The 17231-nt window shown below is 45.6% G+C and carries 21 protein-coding genes; 13 read left to right on the top strand and 8 right to left on the bottom strand.

Features of this window, described 5'->3' with window-relative positions:
• Window positions 1-7 precede the first annotated feature (7 nt).
• From secY to dsbD, 10 genes are all read left to right on the top strand, one after another.
• The gene (gene secY / locus C2747_RS00395; RefSeq protein WP_215331775.1) at window positions 8-1345 is read left to right on the top strand and encodes a preprotein translocase subunit SecY; all 1338 of its coding nucleotides are present in this window, start codon (window positions 8-10) and stop codon (window positions 1343-1345) included.
• A 4-nt stretch (window positions 1346-1349) separates the two neighbouring features.
• Window positions 1350-1568, top strand: coding sequence for a translation initiation factor IF-1 (gene infA / locus C2747_RS00400; RefSeq protein ID WP_015420252.1), 219 nt, complete (start codon window positions 1350-1352; stop codon window positions 1566-1568).
• Between the two features lie 35 nt (window positions 1569-1603).
• Window positions 1604-1720 (top strand): 50S ribosomal protein L36, encoded by a 117-nt coding sequence (rpmJ, locus tag C2747_RS00405; RefSeq protein ID WP_012357167.1) that lies wholly within the window; start codon window positions 1604-1606, stop codon window positions 1718-1720.
• 24 nt (window positions 1721-1744) lie between these two features.
• Complete coding sequence (rpsM, locus tag C2747_RS00410; RefSeq protein ID WP_215305638.1) at window positions 1745-2110, top strand: 30S ribosomal protein S13; 366 nt, start codon at window positions 1745-1747, stop codon at window positions 2108-2110.
• Window positions 2111-2128: 18 nt separating this feature from the next.
• Window positions 2129-2536 carry a 30S ribosomal protein S11 gene (gene rpsK / locus C2747_RS00415; RefSeq protein ID WP_011901923.1) on the top strand — a complete coding sequence of 136 codons (408 nt, stop codon included), beginning with the start codon at window positions 2129-2131 and terminating at the stop codon, window positions 2534-2536.
• Window positions 2537-2654: 118 nt separating this feature from the next.
• On the top strand, window positions 2655-3278 hold the full coding sequence (rpsD, locus tag C2747_RS00420) for a 30S ribosomal protein S4 (protein ID WP_173959392.1): 624 nt from the start codon (window positions 2655-2657) through the stop codon (window positions 3276-3278).
• Between the two features lie 23 nt (window positions 3279-3301).
• Window positions 3302-4282, top strand: a complete 981-nt coding sequence (locus C2747_RS00425) for a DNA-directed RNA polymerase subunit alpha (protein WP_046329391.1) — start codon at window positions 3302-3304, stop codon at window positions 4280-4282.
• A gap of 16 nt (window positions 4283-4298) precedes the next feature.
• Entirely contained in the window at window positions 4299-4691 is a 393-nt protein-coding gene (gene rplQ, locus C2747_RS00430) for a 50S ribosomal protein L17 (protein ID WP_015420256.1), read from the top strand.
• Window positions 4692-4759: 68 nt separating this feature from the next.
• Window positions 4760-5092: a divalent-cation tolerance protein CutA gene (gene cutA / locus C2747_RS00435; protein ID WP_215331776.1), complete on the top strand. Its 333-nt coding sequence runs from the start codon at window positions 4760-4762 to the stop codon at window positions 5090-5092.
• A 4-nt stretch (window positions 5093-5096) separates the two neighbouring features.
• On the top strand, window positions 5097-6770 hold the full coding sequence (gene dsbD / locus C2747_RS00440) for a protein-disulfide reductase DsbD (RefSeq protein ID WP_215331777.1): 1674 nt from the start codon (window positions 5097-5099) through the stop codon (window positions 6768-6770).
• Window positions 6771-6796: 26 nt separating this feature from the next.
• Here the strand turns inward: dsbD and hemB are convergent, their stop codons facing one another.
• Together hemB and yihA are read right to left on the bottom strand one after the other, a co-directional pair.
• Window positions 6797-7792 (bottom strand): porphobilinogen synthase, encoded by a 996-nt coding sequence (gene hemB, locus C2747_RS00445; protein WP_215333002.1) that lies wholly within the window; start codon window positions 7790-7792, stop codon window positions 6797-6799.
• 7 nt (window positions 7793-7799) lie between these two features.
• Window positions 7800-8465: a ribosome biogenesis GTP-binding protein YihA/YsxC gene (yihA, locus tag C2747_RS00450; RefSeq protein WP_215331778.1), complete on the bottom strand. Its 666-nt coding sequence runs from the start codon at window positions 8463-8465 to the stop codon at window positions 7800-7802.
• Window positions 8466-8579: 114 nt separating this feature from the next.
• Here yihA and C2747_RS00455 point away from each other — a divergent pair, with 114 nt between their 5' ends.
• Complete coding sequence (locus C2747_RS00455; RefSeq protein WP_215331779.1) at window positions 8580-9305, top strand: c-type cytochrome; 726 nt, start codon at window positions 8580-8582, stop codon at window positions 9303-9305.
• 91 nt (window positions 9306-9396) lie between these two features.
• Here C2747_RS00455 and lysA read toward each other — a convergent pair whose 3' ends face one another.
• Together lysA and lptM are read right to left on the bottom strand one after the other, a co-directional pair.
• Window positions 9397-10695 (bottom strand): diaminopimelate decarboxylase, encoded by a 1299-nt coding sequence (gene lysA / locus C2747_RS00460; protein ID WP_215331780.1) that lies wholly within the window; start codon window positions 10693-10695, stop codon window positions 9397-9399.
• The gene (gene lptM / locus C2747_RS00465; RefSeq protein ID WP_215331781.1) at window positions 10692-10883 is read right to left on the bottom strand and encodes an LPS translocon maturation chaperone LptM; all 192 of its coding nucleotides are present in this window, start codon (window positions 10881-10883) and stop codon (window positions 10692-10694) included. Before lptM ends, lysA begins: the two co-directional genes overlap by 4 nt.
• A gap of 47 nt (window positions 10884-10930) precedes the next feature.
• Between lptM and cyaY the strand changes: the two genes are divergently transcribed.
• Window positions 10931-11314 (top strand): iron donor protein CyaY, encoded by a 384-nt coding sequence (gene cyaY / locus C2747_RS00470; RefSeq protein ID WP_215331782.1) that lies wholly within the window; start codon window positions 10931-10933, stop codon window positions 11312-11314.
• Window positions 11315-11326: 12 nt separating this feature from the next.
• On the opposite strand, the gene aroB is transcribed toward cyaY, so the two are convergent.
• The 4 genes from aroB to C2747_RS00490 are packed head-to-tail and all read right to left on the bottom strand — an operon-like array spanning window position 11327 to window position 14753.
• A complete protein-coding gene (gene aroB, locus C2747_RS00475) occupies window positions 11327-12409 on the bottom strand; it encodes a 3-dehydroquinate synthase (RefSeq protein WP_215331783.1) in 1083 nt (360 codons plus the stop codon).
• Between the two features lie 8 nt (window positions 12410-12417).
• On the bottom strand, window positions 12418-12942 hold the full coding sequence (locus tag C2747_RS00480; protein WP_215331784.1) for a shikimate kinase: 525 nt from the start codon (window positions 12940-12942) through the stop codon (window positions 12418-12420).
• A 12-nt stretch (window positions 12943-12954) separates the two neighbouring features.
• A complete protein-coding gene (locus C2747_RS00485) occupies window positions 12955-14076 on the bottom strand; it encodes a secretin GspD/PilQ domain-containing protein (protein ID WP_251374768.1) in 1122 nt (373 codons plus the stop codon).
• Entirely contained in the window at window positions 14073-14753 is a 681-nt protein-coding gene (locus tag C2747_RS00490; protein WP_215331785.1) for a hypothetical protein, read from the bottom strand. Before C2747_RS00490 ends, C2747_RS00485 begins: the two co-directional genes overlap by 4 nt.
• A gap of 137 nt (window positions 14754-14890) precedes the next feature.
• On the opposite strand from C2747_RS00490, the gene C2747_RS00495 reads away from it, so the two are divergent.
• Window positions 14891-17227 (top strand): penicillin-binding protein 1A, encoded by a 2337-nt coding sequence (locus C2747_RS00495; RefSeq protein WP_215331786.1) that lies wholly within the window; start codon window positions 14891-14893, stop codon window positions 17225-17227.
• Window positions 17228-17231 lie beyond the last annotated feature (4 nt).

The raw sequence follows: 17231 nt of genomic DNA on the forward strand, positions 1-17231 counted from the left end.
GTAAATAATGGCACTCTCACCTAACAACGCAGCAAGTCTTGCTCAATCAGGAAACAAGTTTGGCGAATTACGCCAACGCTTGGTATTCCTGGTTTTAGCATTGCTAGTGTTCCGTTTGGGTGCGCATATTCCAGTGCCAGGCATTGATCCAGACCAATTGGCACAATTGTTTGCAGGGCAAAAGGATGGCATTTTGGGTATGTTCAACCTGTTCTCAGGTGGTGCACTATCGCGCTTCACAGTTTTTGCCTTGGGAATCATGCCCTACATCTCTGCTTCAATCATTATGCAGTTGATGACGATTGTTATTCCTACTTTAGAGTCTTTGAAAAAGGAAGGTCAAGCAGGGCAGCGTAAGATTACTCAGTACACCCGCTATGGCACTGTGTTTTTGGCAACATTCCAGGCTTTAGGTATTTCAGTTGCGTTGCAAGCCCAACCAGGTTTGGTTATTAACCCTGGCCTGATCTTTGAACTCAACACAGTAGTGACTTTAGTTACTGGCACGATGTTCCTCATGTGGCTTGGTGAGCAGATTACTGAGCGTGGTCTCGGTAACGGTATCTCCATCATTATTTTCGGCGGCATTGTTTCTGGCCTGCCAACTGCAATCGGTAGCTTGCTTGAATTAGTTCGCACCGGTTCAATGAATATCCTCTCCGCATTGCTGATCGTGGTGATCTGTATTGCAGTGACTTATTTTGTGGTGTTTGTAGAGCGTGGTCAGCGCCGTATTTTGGTGAACTACGCCAAGCGTCAGGTCGGCAACAAGGTATATGGCGGCCAGTCTTCATACTTTCCATTGAAGTTAAACATGGCCGGTGTTATTCCTCCAATTTTTGCTTCGTCTATTATTTTGTTCCCTGCAACTATCGCTGGTTGGTTTACATCAGGCGAGCCAACTAATATGTTTAGCAAAGTCATTAAGGACTTGGCTGCAACATTGGCTCCAGGTCAACCTGTTTACACAATCTTGTATGCTGCAGCGATTATTTTCTTTTGTTTTTTCTACACAGCTCTGGTTTTTAATAGCCGTGAGACTGCCGATAACTTGAAGAAGAGTGGTGCTTTTGTTCCAGGTATTCGTCCTGGTGATCAGACTGGTCGCTACATCGACAAAATCTTGGTTCGTTTGACGTTGGCTGGTGCAATTTATATGGTTTTGGTTTGCTTGTTACCAGAATTTTTAGTGTTGAAGTACAACGTGCCATTTTATTTTGGTGGTACTTCATTGTTGATTATTGTCGTTGTTGCAATGGATTTCATGGCTCAAGTTCAGTCATTTGTAATGCAACAACAGTATGGTTCTTTAATGAAAAAAGCTAACTTTAAGATGGGCGCTTAACTGAATGTCTAAAGACGATGTAATTCAGATGGCGGGAGAAATTATTGAGAATTTGCCGAACGCAATGTTTCGCGTGAAGCTAGAGAACGGACATGTGGTTCTAGGGCATATTTCTGGAAAGATGAGGATGCATTACATCCGCATCCTGCCAGGAGATAAGGTGACGGTGGAGATGACTCCTTACGACCTGACGCGCGCAAGAATCATTTTCCGGGCGAAGTAAAGATTAAGTAGTACATATTTTTTTAGAGGTGAGTTATGAAAGTTTTAGCATCCGTTAAGTGTATTTGCAGAAATTGCAAGATCATTAAGCGCAAACGCGTTGTTCGCGTGATCTGTTCTTCAGACGCACGTCATAAGCAGCGTCAAGGCTGATCTGGTTAATTAAGAGGAAATCTCATGGCACGTATCGCTGGGGTAAACATCCCAAATCATCAACATACTGTTATCGGTTTAACAGCAATTTTTGGCATTGGCACAACTCGTGCTCGCAAAATTTGTGAAACCACAGGTGTTGCTATCGACAAAAAAGTTAAAGATCTTACTGACGGTGACTTGGAAAAGTTGCGTGATGAAGTAGGTAAATTTATTACTGAAGGTGACCTTCGTCGTGAAGTAACGATGAACATCAAGCGTTTGATGGACTTGGGCTGCTACCGCGGCGTACGTCATCGCAAAGGCTTGCCTGTACGTGGTCAACGTACTAAGACGAACGCGCGTACCCGCAAGGGCCCACGTAAGTCTGGCGTGCAACTCAAGAAATAATCAAGAAAGTTTATTGACATGGCAAAACAACAATCCGCTTCTGCAGCTTCACAGCGTGCACGCAAGAAGGTTAAAAAGAACGTTGCTGACGGTATTGCACACGTTCACGCTTCTTTTAACAACACCATTATTACGATCACTGATCGCCAAGGTAATGCGCTTTCATGGGCAACATCTGGTGGCCAGGGCTTCAAGGGCTCACGTAAATCAACACCTTTTGCTGCTCAGGTAGCGGCAGAAGTAGCAGGTAAAGCTGCCGTTGAGTGCGGAATCAAGAACTTAGAAGTTCAGATCAAGGGTCCAGGCCCAGGTCGTGAATCAGCAGTTCGTGCATTGAATTCTTTGGGCATCAAAATCACAGAAATTCAAGACGTAACTCCAGTTCCACACAATGGTTGCCGTCCTCCTAAGCGTCGTCGTATCTAAGCTTGGATGTTGGCAGTACAACAGTTTTAGTAGTTTTTTATTAAAGCCCACTGTTCATCTGAATTAAAGGGTGAACTCACCGTCAGTCGTAAGGCTGCGGCAAAGAAAGGAAAGCATCGTGGCACGTTACTTAGGGCCTAAGGCCAAATTAGCACGTCGGGAAGGTACCGACTTATTTTTAAAGAGCGCTCGTCGCGCCCTGTCAGACAAGTGCAAGTTAGATACTAAGCCTGGTCAACATGGCCGCACATCTGGCTCAAGAACATCTGATTACGGTAATCAATTGCGTGAAAAGCAAAAGGTTAAGCGTATGTACGGAATTTTAGAGCGTCAGTTCCGTCGTTATTTCGCTGAAGCTGAGCGTCGTAAGGGCAATACTGGTTCAACATTGCTTCAGTTGTTGGAGTCACGTCTTGATAACGTTGTGTATCGTATGGGCTTTGGTTCTACTCGTGCTGAAGCGCGTCAATTGGTTTCCCACTGTGCAATTTTGCTCAATGGTAGCCCAGTAAATATTCCATCTATTCAGGTCAAGCCTGGTGATGTAGTTGCGATTCGTGAAAAAGCGAAAAAGCAAACACGTATTACAGAGTCACTCAATTTGGTTCAGCAGATGGCAGCAGTTGGCTGGGTATCAGTCGATGCAGCAAAGCTGGAGGGAACATTTAAGCAGGTGCCTGACCGTGAAGACATTAGCGGCGAAATTAATGAAAGTTTGATCGTCGAATTGTATTCACGCTAATTAGGCATTCTCAAGGAAAAAATATGCAAACAAATTTGCTCAAGCCAAAAATTATTTCTGTTGAAGCGCTTACTGCCAACCAAGCTAAGGTTGTTATGGAGCCGTTCGAGCGTGGCTATGGCCACACACTCGGAAATGCATTGCGCCGTGTTTTGTTATCTTCCATGGTTGGCTATGCACCAACTGAAGTAGCAATTGCTGGTGTTGTTCATGAATACTCCACATTAGATGGCGTTCAGGAGGATGTAGTTAACCTTTTGTTGAACCTCAAAGGTATCGTATTTAAGTTGCAGTCACGTGATGAAGTTACTATCAATTTGCGTAAAGAAGGTCCAGGCGTAGTTACAGCAAAAGATATCGACTTACCACATGATGTAGAAATCATTAATCCTGATCACGTTATCGCTCACTTGTCAGCTGGTGGCAAGTTGGATATGCAGATCAAGGTTGAAAAAGGCCGTGGCTATGTACCAGGCAATATGCGCCAATACCACGACGAAACTACCAAGATTATTGGCCGTATCGTGTTGGATGCTTCATTTAGCCCGGTAAGCCGTGTTAGCTATGCTGTTGAATCTGCTCGTGTTGAGCAACGTACCGACCTCGATCGTCTCGTAATGACAATCGAAACAAACGGTGTGTTGTCTCCTGAAGAAGCAATTCGTCAAGCTGCTACCATTTTGGTTGATCAGTTAGTTGTATTCGCAGCCCTCGAAAGCAGCGAAGTTTCTGGTGATCTCGCGCCAAGCCGCTCTTCAATGGTTGATCCAATGTTGATGCGTCCGGTTGATGATCTCGAACTCACAGTGCGCTCTGCAAACTGCTTGAAAGCTGAGAACATTTACTACATCGGTGACTTGATTCAACGTACAGAGAATGAATTGTTGAAGACGCCTAATTTAGGTCGTAAGTCTTTGAACGAAATCAAAGATGTATTGGCGGCTCGTGGCTTAAGTCTTGGCATGAAACTCGAAAGCTGGCCTCCAGCTAACCTCGAGAAATAATTAGAAAGGAAGCATCATGCGTCACGGAAACGGCTTACGCAAACTAAACAGAACATCATCACATCGCTTGGCGATGCTGCGCAACATGTCCAATTCTCTTTTGGAGCACGAAGTGATTAAAACCACTTTGCCAAAAGCAAAAGAATTGCGCATGGTTGTTGAGCCTTTGATTACCTTGGGTAAAAAGGATAACTTAGCAAACCGTCGCTTAGCATTCAATCGCACACGCGACCGCGATATCGTGACCAAACTCTTCACAGAGCTTGGCCCACGTTACGCAACTCGTCCAGGTGGCTATCTTCGAATTTTGAAGTTTGGCTTCCGTCATGGTGATAATGCACCAATGGCTTTGGTTGAGTTGGTAGATCGTCCGGAAGTTGAAGAAACAGCAGTAGCTGAAGAGGCTTAAGTCCTTTAGCAAGATTAAAAGCCAGGCTTCGGTCTGGCTTTTTTCATTTATACAGTTATAAATACCTCATGAGCCCTGATAAATCTGCTGAGTTACTGATTGTTGTCACTACTTTTGCATCGCTAGAGGATGCAAAGAAAATGGCGAATAAACTGATTGCGGATCGATTGGCTGCCTGCGTGCAAATTCAAGAGGGTATACATTCCATCTATCGGTGGGATGGCAAGATTTGCGAAGGCAAGGAAGTTCTACTGTCAGCAAAAACAATTGCAGATAAATGGATTGATATTGCTAATTTCATAAAAAGTCATCACCCTTATGATTTGCCTGAAGTGATTGCGTATGCCCCTGAAAATTATGAGGTGCATTATGGCAAATGGGTGGAGTCCGAGGTAAAGTAGTTCTATGAGATTCCTGAGTAAATTTATTCCTCTAGCAGCTGCATTGCTTTTTGTTATTAGTAATGCATTTGCAGCATCGGAATTCCTCCCTCCTGAAAAAGCATTTCAGGCTGAAGCGACATGGGTAGCCAATACAAATGATGTCGAGATAGAGATTTTCCCAGCCAAGGGTTACTACATCTATCAGGAATCCCTCCATTTCAAGATGGGTTCCGAGCCCAATAAATTAGGGCTTGTAAGGGTATCGCTCCCCACTGGGATTGAAAAGTATGACGCAACTTTTCAAAAGAAAATGCAAGTTTACAAACAAGCATTTCTTATTACCTTAGATAAAAAAGCTGAAGTAGGAAAGCCGCTCTACCTGGAGTTGGAATTACAAGGATGTGCTGAAGCTGGAATTTGTTATCCGCCAATGACCCTGAAATTTTTACTTTCAGGCCCCGGAGTAAAGGCTCGGCCGATACCTGAAGTATTGGATGGAGATAAGGCAAGCAAGGATTCAAAAACAGCATTGAGCTTGATGGACGTTTGGCGTGAGCGTGATGATGTTAATGTCATTAGTCGTTTTTTAGAGAGCACGCCCACAGCATATCTATTCTTGGCATTCTTCATTTTGGGCCTGGCGTTAGCTTTTACGCCTTGCGTTCTTCCAATGTTGCCAATCTTGTCGAGCATCGTGTTTGGAGTGCAGGGTAAGCAATCCATTGCTAAGGGTCGTGCAAGCCTCTTGGCGACCGCCTATGTACTTGGAATGGCTTGTGTCTATGCGTTAGCGGGGGTCTTGATGGCCGCCCTAGGCGGCAGCGTTCAGAGAGCCTTACAAAGCCCTATAGCGCTCATCGCGTTTGCATTACTGCTGCTGGCCTTATCAGGGAGTCTATTCGGCCTATACGAGCTCAGAATGCCCCAGTCATGGCAGCAAAAAATAGATCAATTAGCAGGACGTCACAAGGGGGGCAGCTTTGCGGGTGCCTTTGCTTTGGGTGGAATCTCCACATTAGTTGCGAGCCCTTGCATTACAGCCCCGTTGGCTGGAGTCCTTGCATTTATTGCTCAAACAGGCTCAATGAGCCTAGGGGCAGGACTTCTTTTTGTTATGGCTTTAGGCATGGGATTGCCACTTCTGTTTATTGCCATTGAGGCTCGCATCTTGATTCCATCAACCGGAATTTGGATGGTTTGGTTACAAAGAACATTAGGTGTTTTATTGGTCGCAACCGCTGCCTGGATCGCTTCCCCCTTATTGCAAAGTAGTAGTGGTGAGGCGGGCAAGACAATGGTCAATGGTCAGCGTCAACATCAGATCGGAAAAGCTAGTTTTGTCGTAATTGATTCTAGTGCACAGTTAGACCAATTTTTATCCCAAGCAAAAGAACAAAAGAAACTAGTACTTTTGGATTTTTATGCAGACTGGTGTATCTCTTGCAAGGAGATGGAGGTAAATACTTTTGCCAACCTTGAAGTGAATCAAGAATTACAGAAGTTTATTTTGATACAGGCTGATGTAACCAAGAACAATGCTGAGAATCAGGCCTTACTGAAACGCTTTGGATTGTTTGGCCCACCTGGAATTCTGATCTTTGATCTCAACTCAGGAGAGTTAAAAGATCAACGGGTAATTGGCTACATGCCACCACAACGTTTTGTTGAGCGTTTGAAAAAAGTACTAGGAAATTAAACCGCCTAAAATTGAATCAGCACAGATTATTTGCTTGTTTTGATTAAGTGCGCAGCCTCAAGTGCAAAGTAAGTCAAGATACCATCAGCACCAGCACGCTTAAACGCGAGCAAGGATTCCATCATCACCGCATCATGATCAAGCCAACCATTTTGTGCGGCGGCTTTGAGCATGGCGTACTCACCACTCACTTGATAAGCGTAAGTCGGGTAGTTGAATTCATCACGCACTCTACGAACGATGTCTAGGTAAGGCATGCCAGGCTTAACCATTACCATATCAGCACCTTCACTAATATCGAGCGCAACTTCCCGCAAAGCCTCGTTGGTATTGGCACAATCCATTTGGTAGGTTTTTTTATCGGCCTTACCTAAGTTTTTCGCTGAGCCCACTGCATCACGAAATGGGCCATAAAAAGCCGAGGCATATTTAGCTGAGTAAGCCATGATGCGGGTATGAATCAGATTCTTTTGCTCTAAGGCTTCACGAATCTTTCCGATACGGCCATCCATCATGTCTGATGGCGCAACAATATCAACACCAGCTTGTGCTTGAGCAACAGCTTGTTGTACCAAGATTGCCGTAGTCTCATCATTCAGAATTCGACCCTGATCATCCAAGACGCCATCTTGACCATGGCTTGTGTACGGGTCAAGTGCTACATCGGTCATGATGCCTAAATTAGGAAAGCGTTTCTTGAGCTCGCGCACTGCGTTTGGAACTAAGCCATTTGGATTAAATGCTTCTTTACCGTCAGGTGTTTTGAGGGACGCATCAATGACCGGAAAGATTGCCAACACGGGAATACCTAAGGAGATACATTCCTCGGCAACGTTAAAAAGTAAATCGAGTGATACGCGATTAACCCCAGGCATAGAAGCAACGGCTTGAGATTGATTTGTACCCTCGAGTAAAAATACTGGATAAATCAGGTCGCTTGCATTGAGTTGATTTTCTTGCATCAGGCGACGTGACCAATCATCGCGTCGCATACGACGAGGGCGATGAGCCGGGAAGCTCAATATAGAGTTAGCTTGTGATTTCATCTTCTTGAGTCTCCGCTGCAAATAACCATTTAATAACAATATTGTCGGCCTCTTCAAGACCAATGCGCTTGGTGCTTGAGAATAATTGTGCCGTAAGTTTCTTGGAATCACCATTACCATCAGGTAGCGCCGGATCATATTGCTGTAATTGTTTGCGTACCGCTTCTAAGGCATGCTTACACTCACTTTTATTGAGTTTGTCGCACTTGCTAAGCAAAATATGGATGGGTTTGCCGGTTGGGACGAACCACTGAATCATTTGCTCGTCTAATTCGGTAATGCCGCGCCTAGAGTCCACAATCAGTACCATGCCTACTAGTTGTTCCCGCTCTTGCAGGTAATCGCTGAGAAGGGCATTCCAGTGGTACTTGGTCTCATGATTGACGGCGGCGTAGCCATAGCCAGGCAAATCCACTAAATAGGCTAGGAGATCGTCTTTTGCAAAAAGGCCAAAATAGTTGATGTGCTGGGTGCGCCCAGGCGTTTTACTGGCAAAAGCAAGGCGTTTTTGGTTACAAAGCACATTAATTGCGCTAGATTTACCCGCATTGGAGCGCCCAGCAAAAGCGACTTCTCGGAGCGGAGTGGCAGGCAGGCAATGGGTGTCATTGACTGTGGTCGCAAAGCGGGCTTGAAAGAGTTTAGACATGTCCAGAAGCTATTGTAAAATCACGCAAAATCAATAAATATCTCATAATGTTGGGTGAAAGTTGTAAAAAGAAGGGCCCAAACATTTTTAAGAATTTTTGCCAAGGTAAACATAATGCGTCAAACCCCTAAAATCTCCAAATTAACTAGCTTACGTGCTGGCTTTGCAGTTCTCTCTATTTTCGCTCTAAGCGGTCTTGCACCACAAGCTCTTGCCGCTGATCCGGCACCCATGGCCCCAGATGCAGAAGCAAAGGCTGCTGCTCCAGCTAAGCCAAAAGTGGATGTCGTTGCTGGTGAAGCACTCTATAACGCTGGAGACGCAACTCGCGGAGTTGTAGCCTGTATTACATGTCATGGACCCAAGGGTCAGAGTGCTGTCGCTACTTGGCCGAAGTTGTCTGCTCAACATGCTGCATACACAGCAAAACAGTTAAAGAACTTTAAAGAAGGTACCAGGGCCAATGCCATCATGATGGGCATGGCTATGCCTTTAAATGAGCAAGATATGATCAATATCGGTACCTTCCTTTCTCAGCAGGCTCCATCTCAGGGTGTTGCCCAAAGCAAAGATGCTCTTACATTAGGTAAGAGCATTTATGGTGGCGGTATTGCATCGAAGGGTGTTCCAGCATGCGCTGGCTGCCATAGCCCTAATGGTGCAGGTATCCCTGCGCAATATCCACGTCAAGGTGGACAGTGGGCTGAATATTCCTACAATCAGCTAGTCAATTTCCGTGAAGGCGCTCGTAAAAATAGCACTCAGATGACATCAATTGCTACGAAACTTTCTGATCAAGAGATGAAAGCTGTTTCTGACTACATGGCAGGCTTGTATTAATTCCTGCTTAAGTACAATAAAAAACCCCGCTGATGTCGCGGGGTTTTTTATTGCTTGGAATTTACCAAGAGAAGTTAATTCAATAGCAGTATTAATTTGGTAAGGTGGTTTCACTAGCAAAGAGATCGGCAATATTCTCACGCGCACGAATGACATACGCATTCTTACCATCAACCATAATTTCTGCAGGCTTTGGCCTAGTGTTGTAATTAGATGCCATCACAAAGCCATAGGCACCAGCAGATAGGATGGCTAGCAGATCACCTTCTTCAACCGCAAGCTGGCGATCTCTTCCAAGCCAATCACCAGATTCACATACGGGTCCGACGACGTCATAAGTCGAACTTGCAACTTGCTTAGTTTGTACTGGAACGATCCCGTGATAAGCCTCGTAGAGCGCTGGGCGCATTAACTCTGTCATTGCTGCATCCACAATGCAAAAGTTTTTCTCAGATCCAGGCTTGAGGTATTCCACTTGGGTCAAGAGCACGCCAGCATTGCCTACCAAGGATCTACCAGGCTCTAAGACTATATCGAGATGCCCAAAGCCACGTTCAGCAACACGATTGAGTAAGGTGTTGGTGAACTCAGTAATATCAGGTGGGTTGTCGTCGCCATAAGAAATACCAAGACCTCCACCTAAATCAAGATGGTGGATTTCAATACCTTCTTTTTTCAATTGAGTCACTAGCTCGAGCACTTTATCAAGCGCATCAAGATAGGGTGCAGTGTTTGTGATTTGTGAGCCGATATGGCAATCAATACCAACTACATCAATTTGTGACAGTAATGCAGCTTCACGATATGTTTTTAAAACCTCGTGGTAAGCGATGCCAAATTTATTACCCTTTAATCCAGTAGAAATATAAGGATGCGTTTGTGCGTCTACATCGGGATTCACGCGCAAAGAAACTGGGGCGCGGCAATTGAGCTTATTAGCAACCCGATTAATTTGATGGAGCTCAGCAATCGATTCTACGTTGATACACTTAACGCCGGCCCTCAAAGCTTGCGTAATTTCATGAGCAGATTTACCAACACCTGCAAATACAAAACTTTTTGGATCTGCACCAACAGCAAGGGCGCGCGCTAATTCACCGCCGCTGACTAAGTCAAAGCCAGAGCCTAATTTTTTAAAGCAATCAATCACCGCTAAGTTGCTATTTGCCTTCATCGCATAGTGAACGCGAGCTCGTCTTTTGCCAGAGGAATCTACGCAAGCCTTATCGTAGGCCTGATAAGCCTCAGTTAATGCTTTTTTGCTGTACACATAAAGTGGAGTACCAAATTCTTTTGCCAAATCTGACAAAGGGATTTCCTCTGCATACCAAGTACCATTTCGTTCTGTAAATCCAGCTAAGTCGGGGAGTGGAATCGCTTTACTTGTCATTGCTTGGCCGGTGATGGGTTAGTTGCAACAGGGCTTTGGGGTGGATAGAGCTTGCCTTTGGGTTCTGGCTCAGCAGGAGGGCTAGGTGCTGGCGGTACATTTGGCAAATATAAGGGCCCTCTAACCCCACATCCAACAAGGGATATTAGAAGGCTAATGCCAAGAGTTCTTTTAAGAATCGCTATCATGAATGTCTCTAAAACGAATGATTGAATATAGCATGCAGGACTCTAATATGAAGCCAAGCAATTTAACTGTAGAAACGATTGACGATAAGCAATTTCATCAGTTGGGTAGTAATTTATTGGAGTCGATAGAAGTAGCCCTAGAAGCCGCAGACGATGCGCTAGACCTCGATCTGGATGTGGAGCGCCAGGGTGGAAATGTGATCAATATTCGGTTCAGGGATCGTAGCGTGATAGTGGTGAACACCCAGCCCCCTTTGCATGAGATTTGGGTGGCGGCTAAATCTGGCGGTTATCACTACCGTTGGGCCGGTACTGTAGCCTCACCACTATGGCTGGATACTAAAACTGGGCGAGAAATACTAGGCGACTTGTCCGAATTTGCCAGTGCTCAAGCTGGCCAGGCGATTACTATTGGCCCACTTCAGAAATAAGCAAACCAGGAATTAAGCTGCCCCGGTCGCTGTTAGGGTTTCGATAACCTGAGCATCGGGAACGCTTTTAATTTGGGCTTTACCAATCTTTTCTAAAACGACGTAGCGGATTTGTCCGCCCTCAGTCTTTTTATCCACTTGCATTAATTCCATATAACGCTGGGCGCCAAACTTGGGCGGCGCTATCGGCAGATTCATGGATTGAATGATTTGAGTGAGGCGCTTGGCCTCATCTTGAGTGATGAAGTTCAGGCGTCTTGAGAGGTCTGCACCCATGACCATGCCGCAGCCAACAGCTTCACCATGCAACCACTCGCCATAACCCATACCCGCTTCAATTGCATGACCAAAGGTATGCCCGAAATTCAATGTGGCACGAATGCCACCCTCTCTTTCATCGGCTGACACGACGGCTGATTTAATTTCGCAAGACCGTAAGACCGCATGCGCCATTGCTTCGGTGTCGCAGGCTAGCAATGCTTTTGCATTTGCTTCAATCCAATTTAAGAATTCAGCATCTGCAATAGCACCATGCTTAACTACTTCAGCTAGGCCTGCAGACAGTTCGCGTGCAGGCAATGTCTTTAAAGTATTGAGGTCGGCAATCACTGTTACTGGCTGATGAAACGCCCCGATCATATTTTTCCCGAGCGGATGGTTAATGCCCGTCTTGCCGCCCACAGAGGAGTCCACCTGGGCTAGCAAAGTTGTTGGGACTTGAATAAAACGAATGCCGCGCATAAAACTGGCAGCAGCAAAACCAGTCATGTCTCCAATTACGCCACCACCTAAAGCCACCAACATAGTTTGACGATCAGCGCCAAACTTGAGGAGGTCATCAAAAATCAACTGAAGATTTTTCCAGTCTTTATAAGACTCTCCGTCAGGCAAGACAATCGTTCTGACAGGCTTACCTAGTTTCTCTAAAGTCTTGGTGAGACGCCCTGCATATAGAGGGGCAACAGTCGTATTGGTAACAATATAAATCGATGTTGATTTTTCACAGGCGCTAAATAATTCTGCTTGATCGATTAAATCCGTACCAATATGAATGGGGTAGCTACGATTGCCTAGATCAACTTCTAATGTTTTCATAGATAAATTTATGCAGAGAGTTCGAGTTGCATGATTAAAGTATTGACTAGCTGATTTACGCTGGGTTTTCCAGTCTCAATAACGTAGTCAGCGATTTCGCGATACAAGGGATCACGAATTGTGTACAGGTTTTCTAGAATTTTTTTTGCATCACCATTTTTAAGTAGCGGTCTACTTTCACTACCTTTAGTGCGAAACCACAACTCCATGGGATTGGCGTGGAGATAAATTACTGTTCCTCTTTCGCTAAGGAGCTGACGATTCTCAGGCAGGAGTACAGCACCGCCACCAGTTGCCAAAATGACATCCTGTTCGGCCGTAATGTCATTGATGGCTTGAGCCTCGCGCTTGCGAAACCCCTCTTCACCCTCCATTTCGAAGATGACGGGAATCTTGACTCCACAACGATCTTCAATCACATGGTCAGCATCTAAAAAGCGGCGCCCTAATTTCTTGGCTAGCAATTTACCGACGGTCGACTTCCCAGCGCCCATGAGGCCAATGAGAAAGATATTGTTGGATGAAGAGTTCACCCTGTGATTTTATTAGTGTTTGTCCAGCACGGTGGGGGTTAAGAAGACTAATAGTTCAGTTTTATCTGCCAATTTGGACTTATGGCGAAATAAATGCCCGATCAATGGAATATCGCCTAGGAGTGGAACTTTGATCTCGTCATCGCGTTCAGTGGTTTGAAAGATGCCCCCAATGATGGCCGTACCCCCATTTTCAACGGTAACCTCAGAGCTGAGATTTTTGGTGTCAATCGCATAGCCCTGTTCAGTTTTCATGCCAATGGTGTCTTTATTGATCCCAACCAACATGGAGATCTTTCCATCGGGATGAATCTTGGGTAAGACCTCGAGGCGTAAATTGGCTTTGCGAAACTGTAATTTGCTTCCACTTTGAGAGCTGACTTGGTAGGGTAGTTCAGTTCCCTGCTCAATCGTGGCTTTGACTTGATCGCCAGTCATAATGCGGGGGTTCGAGAGAATCTTGCCCTGGCCATCTGACTCAAGTGCTGAGAGCTCTATTTGCAAAAGTCGTGCCGCATTCTTGGAAACTAAGGTGGCAGCCAATGTGGCTGGATTAAAGCCGGCTAAGCCGGTTCCTGCAAGGTCTAGGTTTGCACTTGCGCTTTGGTCTGGATGATTGCCAATGCCATTGGCTTGATATCCCAACTTCACGCCAAGTTCACGGGCAAAGCGCTGATCAGCTTCGACGATGCGCGCTTCTATCAGGATCTGACGGGGGCTATTAATATGATCACCCCCAAAAGGGAGGGCGGCATCCTCCCGACGAAATTTTTGAAAGCTTTGAATTTCTGCATGTGGACCAATCCAGTAAATATCGCCATTGCGGACAAGGCGCAATCCTCGGCTAGCCAGTATCGAATGGAGAGCGGTCTGCCAAGGGGTGTCCTTGAGGTCGACCGAGATTTTGCCCTGAATGGATTCGCTGAGGAGAAAGTTGGTATTCCCCATTTTGGCCAAAACCTGCAAAAGCTCAGTTATTTCAATTTGGCTAAATTGAAGGCTAATTCGACTCTCTTTAATAGTGCTTGGGGGTCTCACCTCAGGGAGATTTCCTTGCGCAGAATTGAGCAAAAAAACCTGCATCAGGGGGAGTAAGGTGGCGCGGGATTTCTGTAAGATCTTCAATAGAGTCATTCTGAGTTAGTAGATTTAAAGGTGATGGATTTACCTTTGGAATGAGTCAAGATGGCCAGCTCTTTTTCACCCTGAGTGAGGCGCCATTCCCCTAAAGCCAGATCCCCTTTACCCACCATCTTCGTAGACTTGCCGGTATGAAAAAAAGCCTGCTCAGCAGACCCCATCCGAGTAATACCTAGATACCTCCAACGACGAAGCTCTGCTTCATGCGGGATGGCGGCTGGCTTGCTTTGAGTAGCCTGTATTGGCAGCATTATCTTAATTGAGTGAATACTCACTTCTATTTCATCTAATACTTCATATAGATCTTCTCTCTCAGAACGCCATTCATTTTGAGAGGACTCCAATTCTTCTTTGAGGGCTAATAGTTGGCTTTGAAGTGTATTTATTTCTTGTTCAGCCCCATGCTGATTGGATTCAAAATAAAAAAAGACGCCGCCAGCACTGATCAACAGCATTCCTGCGGTTATCCAAATCGGACTTAAATTGATTCCTCTCAGCTCAAACGATTTATTCGAAAAAGGGGGCTTTGGGGTCTTGGCTTGGGGTGGTGTATCCATCCTGGGTGGAGAGCTAGTTTTACGAATTCCATGGGGATCTGGAATGGCGGGGTCATCTCCTAGCTCACTCAGAATGTCATCAAAAGATTGGGGGGAAATGTGGCGTGGAGGCATGCCATATTGTTCGTCTTGGTGACGGGAAAGGCGATCAGGGAAAGCGGAATTGAGCGTCAGAAAAGCACTAGGCAGTCAGTGAAAGGAGAGGTTGTAGACCTGGAGGGGGAATTACGTAAGCACCCTATAATTTGAATATGGCACTCCCCCCAAAAGACAAGCCGCCATTAAACAGGCGGTTTAACCGACAGCCTGATAGACGTCCTAGTCTGCCAAGAGGGGGGTCATTCTCGGCCAATAAATCCGGAAGCAATCCGCTCATCAAAGCACTTTTGATCATCAGCATGGTTTTTGCGGTGGTTGTTACCTTGTTGCTGGGATATGCCTTCTTAATAGCAAAGCCGAATTTGCCGAAGATCTCGGCCTTGGTTGATTACAACCCCAAAACACCATTGCGCATATATACAGCTGACAAAGTGCTGATCGGTGAGTTTGGCGAGGAGCGCCGTAAGGTGATCCCTCTGAATGAAATTCCAATAACGATGCGTAATGCAGTTTTGGCCATTGAGGATGATCGCTTCTACTCTCATGGTGGCGTGGACTACGTGGGTATCTTGAGAGCCACCCTTACCAATTTACGTGGCAATCTCTCCCAAGGCGCATCAACTATCACGATGCAGGTGGCTCGAAACTTCTTCCTCAGCAATGAAAAGACCTTTAGTCGCAAAATTTATGAGGTTCTCTTGTCTTGGGAAATCGAGTCTCAATTAAGTAAAGACAAAATTCTTGAGATTTACATGAATCAGATCTTTTTAGGGCAAAGAGCTTATGGATTTTCTAGTGCAGCTCAAATCTATTTCGGTAAAGAATTAAAGGATATTTCGATTGCTGAGTCGGCTATGTTAGCGGGCTTGCCTAAGGCGCCATCGGCATACAACCCTGTTAGCAATTTCCGTCGTGCCAAGATTCGGCAGGAATATATTTTGCAGAGGATGCGTGATTTGTCGTACATCACTCCCGAGCAGTATCAAATTGCTATGGCTGAAGAGTTGCGCATTCGCGGACTTGGAAATGAATTTAGTACTCGTGCTGATTTCGCTTCTGAGATGGTGCGTCAACTACTATTCACACAATACGGTGAAGCAATTTATTCTCAGGGTATAGATGTCTACACCACGATCTTGAAGGCAGACCAAGACGCAGCTTATAAAGCAGTGCGTCGCGGTATTTTTGAATACGACTTACGTCATGCATACCGTGGGCCAGAGGGATTTATTACTTTGCCAGAAGATATTGTGCTGCGTCAACGCGCGATTGACGAGGCTTTATTGGCTTACCCTCAGTTAGATGATTTGCAGTCCGGTGTTGTGCTTGATATCAAGCCAAAAGAAATGCAAGTGATGATTTCTACTGGAGATACGATCACGCTTAAGGGTGAGGGCATGAAGCTTGCAGCTGCTTCATTAACGGATAGTACTCAACCCAAAAAACGTTTGCGCGCTGGTGCGATTGTTAGATTACTCTCCGATGGCGGTGTTTGGAAGTTAGCGCAATTGCCGCAAGTTGAGGCTGCCTTTGTTTCTATGAATGCTGAGACGGGCGCAATTCTCTCCTTAGTAGGCGGCTTTGATTTCCGTCGCAATCAATTTAATCATGTGACTCAGGCGCAACGGCAACCGGGCTCATCCTTTAAGCCATTTATTTACGCTGCTGCAATTGAAAAAGGTTTTTATCCAGGCATGATGGTGAACGATGCGCCACTATCTATTGGCAGCATGGAGACTGGCAGCCAAGCTTGGGACCCGAAGAACTATGATGGCAAGTATGAAGGCATGATGCGTTTGCGTACTGCTTTGGCTAAATCAAAAAACTTAGTTTCAGTGCGATTGATTCGTGCCATTGGACCTTCATATGCTCAAGAATATATTCAGCGCTTTGGGTTTGAAGCAGAAAAGCATCCACCTTATTTAACAATGGCTTTGGGCGCGGGTTCAGTAACCCCCTTGCAAATGGCATCTGCTTACAGCGTATTTGCCAATGGTGGTTATCGTGTCGATCCATTCTTGATAAACAAGATGACGGATTCAAAAGGCACAGTTTTGTTTGAGGCCAAGCCTACTCGTGCGCGTGAAGATGCGCCCAGAGTGTTAGATGCGAGAACTGCCTTTGTAATGGATAGCATGTTGCAAGAGGTTACGAAAACTGGCACAGCAGGAAGTGCCAGAGCCAAATTGGGTCGCAGTGATATCGCTGGTAAAACAGGCACAACTAATGATTCTCATGATGCTTGGTTTGCGGGATATAACCCAAAGGTAGTAGCCATTGCCTGGATTGGTTTTGATAAGCCCGCGAGTTTGGGTGATCGTGAAACTGGTGGCGGTCTTGCTTTGCCAATGTGGATCTCTTATATGGGTACCGCTTTGAGGGATGAGCCGCAACAAGGCCGAGAAGTGCCTCCAGGCGTTACGCAGGTGGATGGTGATTGGTTTATTCCTGAGTTTTCTAATAACGGCGGCGTGCGCGAACTGCAGTAGTTCG

The organism is Polynucleobacter corsicus (assembly GCF_018688255.1).
Taxonomy (GTDB): Bacteria; Pseudomonadota; Gammaproteobacteria; order Burkholderiales; family Burkholderiaceae; genus Polynucleobacter; species Polynucleobacter corsicus.